Source organism: uncultured Lutibacter sp. (genome assembly GCF_947495725.1).
Lineage (GTDB): Bacteria > Bacteroidota > Bacteroidia > Flavobacteriales > Flavobacteriaceae > Lutibacter.
This window is the reverse complement of the sequence record NZ_CANLZZ010000002.1, coordinates 423,213-438,751: the sequence shown is the minus strand read 5'-3', so window position 1 is coordinate 438,751 and position 15,539 is coordinate 423,213. Positions and strand designations below refer to the sequence as shown.

Annotated in this window: 8 protein-coding genes; all 8 read right to left on the bottom strand. The window is 31.3% G+C overall.

The genetic code is table 11. The features are described from left to right. Positions 1-115 precede the first annotated feature (115 nt). The gene (locus Q0776_RS05510; RefSeq protein WP_298365837.1) at positions 116-2,020 is read right to left on the bottom strand and encodes a right-handed parallel beta-helix repeat-containing protein; all 1,905 of its coding nucleotides are present in this window, start codon (positions 2,018-2,020) and stop codon (positions 116-118) included. Between the two features lie 218 nt (positions 2,021-2,238). Then, positions 2,239-4,668 carry a glycoside hydrolase family 2 TIM barrel-domain containing protein gene (locus Q0776_RS05505; RefSeq protein WP_298365835.1) on the bottom strand — a complete coding sequence of 810 codons (2,430 nt, stop codon included), beginning with the start codon at positions 4,666-4,668 and terminating at the stop codon, positions 2,239-2,241. A 25-nt stretch (positions 4,669-4,693) separates the two neighbouring features. Beyond that, positions 4,694-5,935 (bottom strand): hypothetical protein, encoded by a 1,242-nt coding sequence (locus Q0776_RS05500; protein WP_298365833.1) that lies wholly within the window; start codon positions 5,933-5,935, stop codon positions 4,694-4,696. A 54-nt stretch (positions 5,936-5,989) separates the two neighbouring features. Beyond that, positions 5,990-8,350 carry a glycoside hydrolase family 2 TIM barrel-domain containing protein gene (locus Q0776_RS05495; protein WP_298365831.1) on the bottom strand — a complete coding sequence of 787 codons (2,361 nt, stop codon included), beginning with the start codon at positions 8,348-8,350 and terminating at the stop codon, positions 5,990-5,992. A gap of 4 nt (positions 8,351-8,354) precedes the next feature. Next, on the bottom strand, positions 8,355-9,845 hold the full coding sequence (locus Q0776_RS05490) for a sulfatase (protein WP_298365827.1): 1,491 nt from the start codon (positions 9,843-9,845) through the stop codon (positions 8,355-8,357). A gap of 15 nt (positions 9,846-9,860) precedes the next feature. Next, positions 9,861-11,282 (bottom strand): arylsulfatase, encoded by a 1,422-nt coding sequence (locus Q0776_RS05485; RefSeq protein WP_298365825.1) that lies wholly within the window; start codon positions 11,280-11,282, stop codon positions 9,861-9,863. 10 nt (positions 11,283-11,292) lie between these two features. Further along, positions 11,293-12,672, bottom strand: a complete 1,380-nt coding sequence (locus Q0776_RS05480) for a sulfatase (protein ID WP_298365823.1) — start codon at positions 12,670-12,672, stop codon at positions 11,293-11,295. A gap of 275 nt (positions 12,673-12,947) precedes the next feature. Next, positions 12,948-15,407 (bottom strand): beta-galactosidase GalB, encoded by a 2,460-nt coding sequence (galB, locus tag Q0776_RS05475; protein ID WP_298365821.1) that lies wholly within the window; start codon positions 15,405-15,407, stop codon positions 12,948-12,950. Positions 15,408-15,539 lie beyond the last annotated feature (132 nt).

The window sequence follows — 15,539 nt, the reverse complement described above, 5'->3', positions numbered from 1 at the left end:
TCCAAAATATTTTTTCTAATTTGAAAAAATATTATTCTTTTTTATTCTAAATCAAGTACTTTTCTTAATGTTAAATATTTTTTACTCATTGTTAAATGTTTAGTTTAGTTTATAATTAATTAAATTTTACTTGTGTTTTTTCGTCATCTGACTTTATAATTGTTGACGCCTTTCCAGAGTAATTATTATTCTCAAAAAGAATATTTTTAGATGATTTAATTGTAATTGCTGGATTTTCAGGATTCAATTGTTTAAATGCTCCTGAAAAGGTAATTGAATTCCCAACAAATTTCATCCCATCAGTATTAGACAACTCTAATATTAAATTGTCAAATTGGTTAAATTTATTGTTGCTTATTGTAATATTATTAAAAGCAATGTTTTCATTATCATCATCTGTAACAAAACGAATTACTCCTCTATTAAACCCACTATGTTGGCAATCTTGAAAAGTGTTATTTTCAATTAAAATATTTGCCCCATTTCCAGATTCGTACCAATGTCCACTTTCAACAGGTATTAATATTGCCTCCATTTCAGTATGGAAATAATTGTTTCTAATTACAGTGTTTTTAGGTGAAGAAAGTAGTAATCCTCTTGCTCTATTTCTGCTTATTGTACAATTTTCAACAAGCAAATCAGGATAACCATCTAAGTTTTCAATTAAATCACCAACTTTTAAATTAGCAGGTATATCCTTATTAAAAGTGATTAACATATATCTGCTATTTATTTTTTGAACTTTATTAATGGTATTTTGCTCATACGGGAAAAACGATTTGCTTAATCGCACAAAACCAATATTATCATTAGGCTGTCCAATAACAAAACCTTGCTGCTGGTAATGTCCCATTCTAACACCTACAGTTTTAGAATTTAAAATCTCTACAACTTCTTGATATGTACCATGAACATTTGTAGCATCATCTAATTGATTATTGAATGTGCAATTCTTTAATTCAACCTTACCTCTACAACCTACAAAGTGAGTAGCATCTGCTGTAGTTGAAACCATCCTTCCATTTGAAGGTGTTATATTAAAATTATCTAAAATTAAATCTGCAGAATTTTCTGCAATAATACCCATACCTCCGGCATGATGTATATTTACATTTGTACCTTTAAAGCCATAAGTATGTGTAACTCTAAATGCCGGCGCTAGCCTGTTTTCGTGTTGACTACCTTTACAAACCAAGATCATTCCAAGAGGTGGTAATTTCTTTTTATGATTATAAATTCTTACCAGCCCAGGCTTTAATTCTTCTACCCTTAAGCTGTTTTCTTTACCTATTTTTGAATTCTCTGGGTCTCTAACATCTATTTTATATTTATATGAAATTTTATCTAAATTTCTGCTTACTTTATTTTTTCCGGTAAGAGATAAACCAGTATAAGATTCTGTATCAAATGCTATTGCTTTTGTTTCAGGGTTAAACAAAATTGCCTGACCTAAAGTATGCTCGTAATATTCTTTTACAAAGATTAATTGTCCGTTTCTTATGTCGTATGGATATTCATCAGAAATTTCCATATCAAAAGTATGATTTGCAACATCATGAGCCACTATTTTTCCTTCACTATGAAACGGCTGAGCCCAATCAATAGAAAGATTTTTTACCGTAATATTTTTAGAATCATTAATAAAAAACGGAATCATTCTACCGTGAAAAATAAATGTTGATCCTTGCCCATCAATAGTTAAATTATCAAAACCATTTATAGGAAAAGATGTTTTTATAACTTCATCATTATGATTAGATATATGAACATAAAATTCAAGTCCTCTATCTGGGTAAAAATGATAGGTTCCTTTTTCAAATTTTATTTCCGAAATAGGTTTTTCAGCTGCCTGCATAACTCTTGCTAGCACAGCTGGAGTAGCGTCTTTTGCAATCTCTAAATTGAAATTTACCAATTTAGGTTTTGAAGTTTGACTTTTGCAACTTGAAAGTGCAACAAGCAATACAAACACAATTGACGAAACAATTTGACTTGAAAATTTAGATTTATAATTGAGCACAGTGATATGTATTTGGTTTTTAATTCGATTATAAAATTCACATATTCAGCACATGAACGTGTACACACAAGTAAATAAAATGTATTTATTAGTAAATACATCTCCGCTATTCTAAGGTTCTAGAACAAAAAAGCCTAATAGCTCTATTAGAAACTATTAGGCTTAATACTTTTATGCAGTATTACCTTGTAACAAGGCATTAATTATCAAATTAATGTTTACTTTACTTCAATTAAATAGGATTTCTGCTTCAATTTTTCCGATTGAACCGATAATTTTAAAGTATTTGTGTTAGAATTAGCTTTTGCAATTACTAAAAGCCTTCCTTTTGAGACTTTTCTTTCAATTTTATTATTAAAACTAGTTAAATCATCCATATTCCCATTAGATAATCCTAATATTTTACCTCCCTCAATTTTGAAATTCAATAATGACGAGTCATAAACTAAATTTCCTTGTCTATCAACTATGTTAACTTCAAATTGAACAACTCCATCTTTAGAAACCTCTTCATTACCCACCTCAATATCAATACGATGAGCTTTCCCACTAGTTTTTAACTTAAACTCACAAACCTCTTTTCCTTCAATAACACCTTTAGCTTTTAAAATGCCTGGTTGGTATTTAATCTTTCTCCATTTCATTATAAAATTTGAAAAATCAGCTAATTTCTTATTACCTATTTTTTTACCGTTTAAATATAAATTTACCGATTCACAATTTGTATACGTTACTAAGTCGTAAGTTTTTCCTTTTTCTAAATTCCAGTTCTCATTCATTGGTGGTGTTCCCCATCTTCCAGAGGTTGAAAAATCATCTGCATCACCTTCATAAACAGCTATTCTAACCATTGGTTTGTCACTCCAAAAAGCTTCATATAAATACGAACGTTCTTTTCTAAAACCAGCCATATCCATTAAAGCACAATCGGTTCCTAATCTAGGAAAGTTTTTAGATTCCCCTAAATAATCAATTCCTGCCCATAAAAACAATCCCATATTATGTTCGCTATCCAAAACATCTAACCAAGGAGACCGCTCAATATTTGGGAATCTTTTTTCAGGTGAACTATTAAAATACACGTAACTTTCTGTGCTTACATATGGTTTACCAGGTTTACGTTTTCCAATTTCTTTACACCATTGCTCTCCATAGTTCAAAGCTATTAAATCCATATACAAACAAGATTCAATAATATCTGAAACTTTTTCATGTGGATTATCATCTTTTCCTCTTTCCATTCCAGAAATTACTGGACGTGTTGGATCTAATGAACGGACAAACGATGTATATTTTTTTAATCCTACATTTTGCTGAATTGAGCCCGGACTATGATTTTCGTTTCCAACGCTCCAAATAATAACACTTGGGTGGTTTCTATCACGTTTAACAGTTTCGCTATAGTTCTTTTCCCATTCCATTTCAAAATAAGGATCTGCAAAGCCTTGTGGGTTAAAGAAATTGTTTGGATCATTCTTTTTCATATAAGAATCACCGTGATTGGTCCATTTATCAACAAACTCATCCATTACTAAAAATCCCATTTCATCACATAAATCCATAAATTCTGGAGCCGTTGGATTGTGTGCCGTTCTTATAGCATTACAACCCATTTCTTTTAACGTTTTTAAACGACGTTGCCATACTTCAATTGGTACAGCAGCGCCTAAAACACCAGCATCGTGATGCAAACAGACACCTTTCATTTTCATATTTTCTCCATTTAAGAAAAATCCTTTTTCAGCATCAAATTGAATAGTTCTTATTCCAAATGTACTTTTGTAATCATCTACAACGTTTCCATCAACAACCACATTTGTAATAGCCGTATACATAGTTGGGCTAGCAACACTCCATAGCTTAGGAGCATTAATTTCTAAATTTTGATTTATTTCATAATCTTTTAATAAATCAGCTTTAATCTCCGTTGAATTCGAAGTGATTTTTTTTCCTTCAGAATTAAATATCTCGGTACTTATTATTGCATTACTTGGCAACTTTCTAAAGTTTTCTAGAGTTGTCTTAATATTTACAACTGCTTTTTCTTTTAATACTTGAGGTGTTGTGATATACGTTCCCCAATTTTTTACGTGAAGAGGATCAGTAACAGTTAACCACACATTTCTGTAAATTCCAGAACCTGAATACCAACGGCAATTTGGTTGTACCGAGTTATCTACTTTCACCACAATTACATTCTCTTTATCAAAATGCACAAACGGTGTAATATCAAAATAAAAACTTGTGTAACCATCATACTGAATTCCAACATGTTTACCATTTACCCATATTTGAGAATGTCTGTAAACACCATCAAACTGAATTTCAATATGCTTATTTTTATCAATTTCTGCTAATGAAAAACTCTTTCTATACCATCCAATTCCTCCAGGAAGCCAAGCATTTCTACCTGAATTATTCTCGCTAAATTCAGCTTCAACACTCCAATCGTGCGGTAAATTTAGTTCTCTCCAATTGGTATCATCAAAATCAGAAGCACTATACGTTGCTTTTTCATCTAATTTAAATTTCCAATTTTTATTGAAATTTTCTTTTTTTCTAGTTTGAACATCAATAGTGTTTTGCCCAATTAAATTGATGCTAAAAAAAGCAATTATTACAAATTGAATTAGTTTTATATTTTTCATTATTTTATCTTTTAATAAGAATATTTTAGTTGGAAATTAAATTATTAAACCACTTTCTCAACTCCAAGGTTGACGGTCTATTATCTAAAAACATATCGCAAGCGTGCGCACCTAAACCTGAATTTACAAACGTAGTTTTTACAGCTGCTTTTGAAAGCATGTTTTTAGGTTCTGTACCACTAATATTATCTGTTTGAAAAAATGATTTTCCTTTAAATCTTTTTAAGCGTTCAATAGCCTCATCCAATTTTGATCCACCCCAACCATCACCATCATAATGTTGACAAGCATGAATTCCTTTCCACAAATTAGCAATGGTATCATTTCTTAACCCAATATATCCACAAGCAATTGCACCTCTAGAAAATCCGGTTAAAACCACATTGTCTTTATCTCCTCCATATTTTTCAATAATTTCGGTTACAACTTTCATCGTATAATCGGCCGTATTATCAGGGTTTCCCCAACCACTTACAGCAATTTTATCTTTTTTATAATCTACAAATGGCACACTCACCCAAATTGCATCTTTACCTTTAGACATTCCATAACCAATTACACATTGCTCTGGTTTCCCTGTAGAATACACTTTATCTGTGTAATAAATATTCCCTGGAAATTCAACAATCACAGGATACTTTTTATTGGATTTGTAGTTTTTAGGTAAATACAAAACCGAATATAAATTTGAATAATTATCCAATTTATATGCAACTCTTTTACCTGCTTTAGGGTTGCAAAATTCCATATTTGGAACTACTAACCTATTTTTGTTTTCTTTAAATTTTGAAGTATTTCCGTTAGCAATCAAATTTTGAAGTTCAAAGGATGAACCTTTCTGACCTTTCATCAACATTAATTGAATTTGTTGAATGTTAGTTGGATTTAATCTTGGCGTACCGTCTGGAAAAGTAGCTCTTACATTACAAGAAACTGTTTTTGTTTCATTTGGTTTAATTTCAACTGAATTACCTACAGCATTCCAACCTTTATCAGCAACAATCCAAAGCATTATTTTTAATACTTCTTTACTTGTATTTTTAACGTTAGCTTCAATATTTTTTGAAGTTTCTAATTGTTTATTTACTGAAGAAACGGGAATTGAAAACCAAGCATATTTTAGTTTTTCTTCATCTTTTTCTTTAGATGCTGTAATAGTATTAACATCTACTTCAACAGCTAAACCTTTAACATTTTCTATGTTTGAAATAGAACGGATTGTTTGTAATAAATTAATCTCATTAGATTGCGAATGAATAGTATTCAAACAAACTAATGAGATTAATATTAAAAAGTATTTTTTCAAAATTTAAACTTTATTCTAACGAACGTTAAAGTTAAAATTTCCATTTAATTCTTTTGATTCTGCAGACACTTTAATTTCACCCGATTTATCTCCAACCCTAATTAATGCTGTAGCTATACCAGCTTCTGCTTTTATTTTTTCAACATTTACAACTTCAATATCTCCTCCAATATTCAACTCAATTTCATCAGAAAAATCTGGAATTATTGTTCCATTATCATCAATTGCTGCAATATATAAGAACATTACATCGTTTACTCCAGCTTCAGCTGGCTTTCCACTTTCATCTAACCAAATTTTTAATTTGGTTGCTTGCTTTGGTGTTTTTACAATATCTTCTACAACTTCTTTACCGTTAATTACTCCAATAGCTTTTAATGTACCTGATTTAAAAGCACCCATATTAAATGTAAATGGTGGATGGTTTAACTTAGTTGTATTTTTATCAGAATCAGGTTTTTGAGTTGCAATAAGTTTATCATTTAAAAATAGTTTTACCTCATCACAATTAGAGTAAACTTTCACATTTGTGGGTGATTTTTTATTCCAATAAGAAGCTATTTTTAATACTACTTCTTCGTTAGAATCACGTTGACTTTGATAAAAATAATAACCAAATTTTGGTAATCTAAAAATATCCATTAATCCCGATCGTTCAATATCATCATGATACCCTCGGTTATAATCATACATAACCCAATAGCTATCAGAATATGCCGGTATACTTAAATTATCATTATGAGATTCTTGTACATTATAAGCTTGCCTTAACATTCTTTCTTCTCCAAATGCCCTTGCCTGTCTACTACTAAGCTCATCTCGTAATTCATTTGGCAATTTATCCTGATTGAGTCCTGCATTTTTAGAGTAATACTCCCAATCTCCATATTCAGAAACCGAATAAGGTTTATTTTTTAATTCGTGAGGATGCATAATTCTGTGTTGGCGTGCTTGTAAATAAATATCATATACATCGTCCATCCAACCACATGAATACACGTTTTTCCCTGGATATTCTTCGTGTACAATTTTGTTTAACTCTTCCATAAAAAAGATTGGCATTTTAGTTTCATTTAACGAAACTTCCCAAGCTAAAACACAAGGATGGTTACGATCTCTTCTTATCAAATCCTTAGCTGAGCGATAACAATAATCTCTAAAAGAATCTGTATCTGCATAAAATTGCCATCCTAAAATGGCATCAATTACAACAATTCCAAGCTCGTCACACGCATCCATAAATGCCGGTGACTGCGGATAGTGAGAAAGTCGAATATAATCAAAACCTCCATCCTTAATTTTTTTTGCATCACGGTATTGTGCATTATCAGAAAGTGCATATCCTATATAAGGATACTCTTGATGCCGATTTACACCTCTTAAAAAAGTTTTTTCATCATTAATATATAAATTATTATTTTTGAAATAAAACTTTCTAATTCCGAAACGATTGATCTCTTTATCTATTTGCTCTCCGTTTAAAAAGACAACAGTTTCTAGCTGGTATAAATTCGGGTTTTTTGGTGACCATAATTCAGCTGAAGGTAACGCAATTTTTTCGTTTACATTAATTCCCTTTCCTGCTTCAACAGTTACTTTAGAAGATTTAATTTCTTTAATTAATTGATCTTTAAAATATACTCTTTGAAGAACTTCAATTTCTCTATCTTCTTTTTCTTCATTTACAATATGAGTTTTAACTTGAACAATTGATTCTTTTTTAGAAACTTTCGGGTAGGTTATAAATATCCCTCCTCCGGCAACTTTATTAGCCAAAACAGGATGCGAAATATAGACCTTGTCTTTTATCGTAATCCAAGCATTTCTATACAATCCTCCAAACATATTAAAATCTAAACGTGCAAGTGGTTTTGGACCTGTTACTAAATTATCGGTATTATCTAATCTAATGGCTATAGTATTATCTGTTCCAACTTTTACATAACTTGTAATATCCACAACAACAGGAAGGTAGCCTCCTTGATGCGAAGTTACTTCCATTCCGTTTATCCACATTTTAGAATAATTCATTGCCGCTTCTAATTCTAAAAAAACTTTTTTGTTAGAATTTGAATTTGGAACATTGAATGATTTACGATACCAACAAATTCCCTGCCATTGATTATTAACAATTAAAGGTTCAATATTTGCTGTATGTGGTAAACTAACCAGTGTCCAAATAGAATCATCAAAGTCTGCTTCATGAAATCTTTCTTCAATATTCGAGTCCCCTTCAATTAACTTAAATTTCCAGTCAGAATTTATTTTTACTTTCCCAATCTTTGCGTCATTACAAGATTGAAAAAATAACATAGTAACAAATAATAAACCTAAAATACCTGCATTTTTAATAGCTGTAAACCTTCGCAAACTCATATCATTATTTTTTTATCTTGGTTTTTTTATGCGCATCTTTATATGCTCTTGTAATTCTTTTGTACCCAATTTCAACACCATTTTGCATTTGCTCATAATCTTCTGGTAATTCTTTCTTTAACCATTCCACAACAGCCGGACCTGTCATCATTATCGGTTCAAAAACAGAGCTAACGGGCTCCATTTCTTTATCAAAACATGTTGTTTCTTTGCGCAGTTTTTTTAATATTTTAGCATACTTTGGATTAAATGCTAAATTATTTAATTGTTGAGGATCTTCTTTTAAGTTATATAGTTCTTCCGTTGGTTTTGAAGATTCGAAAAAAGGTTTTTGGAAATCATTTAATTTTCCTTCTTTATACATTTTTCTCATTATATGAACTGCTGGTCGATAAAACTCTAAATATGCTTGGTGTGCATCGTAAGGAATTTCTGGTTTATCATTTCTAATATAAGCCCATTCAGCTGAAGTTACAGCTCTCGATTTTTCTTGAATTTCATCCCATAAATCACGGGCACCATACACAAATTTTCTGTTAAAATTATTATCAAAAATTGGTTTACCTGTCATGAATTTTGGAACTTTTGCACCTGCAAAGTCTAATATAGTAGCTGTAATATCTGTTGAAGAAACAACCTTATTGTTAACCTGACCTCCATTTAGTTTTTTAGGATAATGAATTATAAAAGGAATTCTTAAACCTGGATCTTGTAAATACCCTTTCCCTCTAATATTACAACGTCCATTATCTCCAATAAAAATAACAATTGTGTTATCGGCCATTCCTTTAGATTCCAATTCTTTAAAAATCATTCCCACCTCATTATCCATATATTCAATTTGGTCTAAATACTTAGCCCAATCCAATCTAATTGCAGGATGGTCGGCCATATATTTTGGAAGTGTTACAGTATCTGGATTCACTGGATGATTAGATTTTTCCCTAATTTCATTCCACCATTCGCCTCTATGAGTAACTACTAATTGTATTTGAGCAAAAAATGGTTGGTCTGCTTTTTCAAAATGATCATATTTATCGAATAAGCCAAACTTTGTCTTACCATCCCATTCACCTATAGATTCATGTTTAAAATTCACATCAATTTTTCTACCTTGTCGCATTACAGAATGGTTTCCTAAAATTGTAGTATAACCAACCTCCCTTAGTAATTGAGTAAAAGGGGTAAATTGAGAATCTAAAGGAACATTTCTGTTACTTCTATGGTTATGCGTATTTGTTTTAACCTGATGTGTACCAAGCATCATTGATGAACGGCTAGGAGAACAAATTGAATTAGTTACAAAGCAATTGTTAAATCGAATACCTTCATTTGCCATTTTGTTTAAATATGGTGTTTTTACGTTTGGCATTCCATAACATTCCAAATCCGTACTCATATCTTCTGCCATAATCCAAATTATATTTGGTTTATCTTGAGCAACTAAGCTGCTAAGTGATAAGAATAGTATGATAAGTAAATTAATTTTTTTCATTGTTTTTTATTTATATTATTTAAATACTCCTCCCGAAAATGGAAAGTGAGGATCTTTTATGCTTTCTTGCTTTAAAATTTCTTCTGCCTTTTTTACTATATCTGGATGAGAAGAGGAGATATCATTTTGTTCATATAAATCATTTTCTAAATCATAAATTTCTGTATGGTAGTTATTTGCATATCTAACTGCTTTCCACTTTCCAAAACGAGTGGCTTGTCGAAAACCTTTAACACTTGCACCTTCTTGAATTTCCCAATATAAATGGTCATGCTTTTTTTGTTCTTTCCCCAAAAGTTCTGGTAAAATTGAAATTCCATCAATATTTTTTGGAGCCTCAATATTAGCAACCTCCGCAAAAGTTGGCATAATATCATAAAAAGTTGCTTGATGATTGGTAGTTTCTCCAGCCCTTATTTTACCTTGCCAATAAGCAATCATAGGCACTCTAATTCCACCTTCATAAACGTCTCTTTTATATCCTTTTAAACTTCCTGAACTATTGAAAAACTTATAACTATGATGATTTTCGTTTGTTGGACCATTGTCACTTGAATAAATAATAAGTGTATTTTCTAACTCACCATTTTCCTTAAGCTTGTTAAATAATCGCTTAATTTGTGCATCTAGCATTGTTATACGAGCAGCATGACGACGCTCAATTTCTGGCCAATCTTCAATTTTATCTTCATACAAATCATTTTTACTTAAAAAGAATTCATGCGCATGTGGAATTCGGTATGACATGTATAAAAAGAAAGGTTTATCTTCAGATTTATCATCTAAATAATCCAATGCAAAATTAGTTCTAAACTCGTCTAAACATTTGTAATTGTTATAATTGTAAAAAACAGAATCTTGATTATTATTTACCCAATGAACTCTTTCATCAATTTCTAAACCTTTTTCTGAAACTCCCCATTGTTCCTGCACTGCGTAATCAAAACCTCTACCTTTTGCCCAAGTACTCATATCTTCCGGAACTCCTAAATGCCATTTCCCAATCATTGCTGTTTGGTAACCAGCCTTTTGAAGCATTTCACCAATAGTTATTTCAGATTTTTTTAATGGAATTCTATCCCATTTATTTGGCAATTTTCCTTTGTTACCACGAATACTCAAATGTCCAGTATGTTTACCTGTCATTAATACCGCTCTTGATGGAGAACAAACAGATGTTCCTGCATAAAAATCGGTAAATCGTAATCCTTGTGAAGCAATTGAATCCAAAAAAGGTGTTTTTATAATTTTTTGTCCGTAAGAACCTAATTCGCCATACCCCATATCATCTGCTAATAAAAAAATGATATTTGGCTTATCTAATTTTTTTGCCTTTTTTGAAATTTTACTTTCAACTGTTTCTTTTTTAACCTCATTGCAAGAGTTTAGGGCAAAAACACCTATTAATGCAATAACTACAATCTTAAATATTTTCATTTTTTAGAATTTAATATGTTGGAACTGCCTCTTTTTCCCAAGCAGCAATTTCATTTTTTAAAACATTTTCTATTTCTAAATTAGTCCCTATTAAATCATTCTGCTCACTAATATCTTCAGTAACATTAAATAACTGAAATTTTCCACTATGATATTTCACCAATTTCCAATCGCCTGAAATAATTGCGGCATATTGATCTTCGTAACTTCTAAAAAAATATAAATTACGTTTTGCAATTGTTTCACCTTTTAAAAGTGGCATTAAGCTAACTCCATTCAATTGTTTTTCTTCACATTTTTTACCTGAAGCAATTTCAATTATGGTTGGATATAAATCAATAGATTGAACAGGTACCGATGTTTCAGTATTAGATTTTGTAACACCCGGATAATTTATTATAAACGGTACTCTAGCTCCTCCTTCACCTAAAGTATTTCCACCTTTTTTACCTCCACTTAGTGGCGCATTTGAATATGCCCCTCCTTGATCTGACAACACAATAACAACAGTGTTATCTGCAATTCCTTTTTCTTCCAAAGCTTTTCTAACACGCCCAATAGATTCATCCATCGCTTCAACCATTGCAGCATGATGTGCATATTTACCCTCCAAACCTGCATCTTGATATTTTTTCAATAAATCCTTTCTTCCAATTGATGGACCATGAACAGAATAGTACCAAAATGAAAGCATAAATGGATCTTTTTTATCATATTTTTCAATAAAATCAACCGCTCCATCGGTTAAAACATCGGTTAAATAATCTCCTTTTTTATAGTTTTTTTGAAATTCTCTCGGATCTCCATCTTTAAAAAATGGAAAGTAGTAGCTTTTTGGGTGTCCGTGATCTGTGGTTCCAAATTCGGCATCAAAACCTTGATCAATTGGATAACGTCCTACATGTCCCAAATGCCATTTTCCAATAAAATAATTGTAATATCCAAGCTCTTTTAATCTTTCTGCATAAGTAATTTCTTCCAATGGCAAATAATTTCGAGAAGGTCTTTGAACTGGATCTGTTGGCCAAAGATTATACTCTGCATCTGGATCATTTTTATCAATTGAAATATGTCTTGGCATACCCAATCTAATTGCCTCTTTTCCTGTTAATAGCGAGAGTCTACTTGGGCTGCAAGTTGGCGTTGGAATGTAAGCTCGTGTAAATTCTAAACTTTCTTGTTTAAACTGATTTAAATTTGGAGTTTGAAAAGTATTATTTCTGTATCCAATATCAGACCATCCCCAATCATCAACAAACAACAATACAATATTTGGTTTTGTTACATTTTTCTCTTGTTTTGCTTCCTCTTTTTGTTGGCTTTTACAACTTATAAAAGGAACGAAAAATAATGAAATTAATAAAATTAGTACCGGGTTTTTTGTTGTCATTAGTTAAATATTATGTTCATATATATTTTTACAATACCATTTCTAAACTTAATGTTCAAATAACTCTATACAGGTGTTATCTAAAACATTTATTACTGTAAAAGTGCCTCTATATTTCAAAACTTTTGTTGTTTTAGGTTTAGAAAATGTATTTTCAAGTAAATTTATTCCATAATACATTCATCTAATAGCAAAAAAATACCTAATTACAAATTGAAATTATCTGTAACTAGGTATTTAAAAGTTGTACTTGATATTTTTATTTATACCAAAAGTTATTTTGAATTTAAAATAATTGTATTTGTTTTTAATCCCTCAGACTCTGCAATTAAAGTTATCTCTCCTGGCTTATTTTTAATTGACCGAACTACAACTAAAGCCAAACCATTAAATACTTTTCTGTTTGTAGCCTGAAATGATTCATGACTTGTAGCATCTCCATTTCCAACAGCTATTATTTCACCCGGCCCTTCAATTGTATATTTCACAGAGTTATGCGTTCGAGGTACTACGGCTCCCTTTCTATCCTGAATACTTACTGTAACAAAAGAAACATCCTGACCATCGGCAGCTATTTCAGCTCTATCCGCTTCTAAACCTATTTTTTTTGAATTACCTGTTGTTTTCACCGTTTTTTGAGCCCACTTTATTCCATTTTTATAGGCCACGACTTTTAAAGTTCCTGGTTTATAAACAACATCATCCCATCGCAATCTATATTCAAATTGTCCTTTTTTCTTTTTACCCAATGATTTTCCATTCAAAAATAATTCTGCTTCATCTCCAGAGGTATACACAAAAACAGGAGTTACTTTTCCAACTCTTTCTGGCCAATTCCAATGTGGTAAAATATGAGCCATTGGTAATTCAGGCATCCACTTAGCTTGATACAAATAATACCTGTCTTTTGGGAAACCACATAAATCTACAATTCCAAAATATGAACTACGAGGAGGAATTTGTCCTCCCATTTTTTTCAATTCAGCTTTCATTCTAGCTTTTTCAGCTGGATCTGTAAAGTTTAATAAATTAGTTTTGTCTTTATTGTATGGTGTAGGTTCACCTAAATAGTCAAATCCGGTCCAAACAAACTCTCCAATAACCCAAGGATATTTATCTTGAGCTTCAAATTCAATATCCGGACGATATGCCCAATTAGGTGCAGAATAATCATAACTGCTTACCTGAAAATTTCCTCCTGAACCTTCTTTTTTATTTTCTGAAAAAGGAAAGAAATACTCTCCTCGGCTACTAACTGTTGATGCAGTTTCACTTCCATACAAAGGCATATCTGGGTTCGCTTTTCTAAATTCTTCATACAAATGTGGTTTATAATTAAAACCAAATACATCAGCAGTTTTTTGGAATCCGTTTGTTGCTCCTTCTGGTCTACTATTTCCAAAAGTTGTAGGACGTGTTGTATCTACAGAACGAATAATATCAGCTAACATTTCTGCAATTGGAGCATCATTACCTTCTCTTAATTCAATCATTTCATTTCCAGTACTCCACATTACAACACTTGGATGATTTCTATCTCTGGTAACCATAGCAATTATATCTTTTTTATGCCAAGCTCCATAAAGTGTTGAATAATCATTGTCAACCTTTTTCTTTCCCCATACATCAAAGGCTTCAACTTGCACTAAAACACCCATTTTATCGCACAATTCTAAAAACTCTGGAGCTGGTGGATTGTGGGCCGTTCTAATAGCATTTACACCAAATGATTTTAAAATTTCTATTTGACGTTCCATTGCTCGAACATTTATTGCCGCACCCATTGGACCCAAATCATGATGCTGACAAACTCCATTCATTCGGACCATTTTTCCATTTAAGAAAAATCCATCTTTAGTATATTTAATAGTTCTAATTCCAAAGGTTGAATTATATACATCTAACACTTTACCTTTTTTAGAAAGTGTAGTTTTAACCGTGTATAAATTTGGCGTATCTAAATTCCATAAATTTGGATTTTCAATTTTAATTGTACTAGGTTTAAAATATGGAACTTTTTGCTCTCCTACTTTTTCAGGGTTAGCGCCAGTTGTAAAAATTTCATGTAAAACTTGAACACCTTTCTTTTCTCCTGATATTTCTGTTGTAATATTTATCGTTGCTTCCGTTTCTGAAACCTTTGGAGTGGTTACAAATGTACCCCACTGTGCAATGTGTGTTGGATTTACCTTTACCAATCGAACATTTCTATAAATTCCACCACCTGGATACCAACGCGAAGATGCTTCTTTATTATTCAATCGAACAGCTATCGTATTTTCACCAGTTTTTAAATATCGAGAAATTTCAAAACTAAAAGACGAATAACCATAAGGCCATTCACCAACAAAACCACCATTTACCCAAAGTTTTGTACCAGACATTGCGCCATCAAACTCAATAAAAACTTTTTTACTTCTATCATTTTCCAAAGATTCGTATGTTTTTCTATACCAACCGATACCCGCCCAAGGCAGCTTTCCTGTTTGGTTTGGCAAATCTGCTCTAAAAGGTCCTTCTATTCCCCAATCATGAGGCACATTTAACACTCTCCAATCGGCATCATTGAAATCCACCTCATCCATATTTTCTGGTTCTTCTAAAGTAGAACCATCTGGCATTGATCCAAAACGTGCAAATTTCCAATTTTCATTAAATGATTCTATGTCTCTTTGAGCAAAAATACTTGCAACACATAAAAAACACATTAATCCTAAAAGTTGTTTTTTTAACATTTTTCTTTTTTTAATATTCATAAATTAGTAGTGATTTTTCGACTTATGGTATAATTTTTCATTTGCAAAAGTAATTACAATAAGAATACTTTTAGGCTCAAATTTTACCCTTCTAAAAGAATTAATTATCCA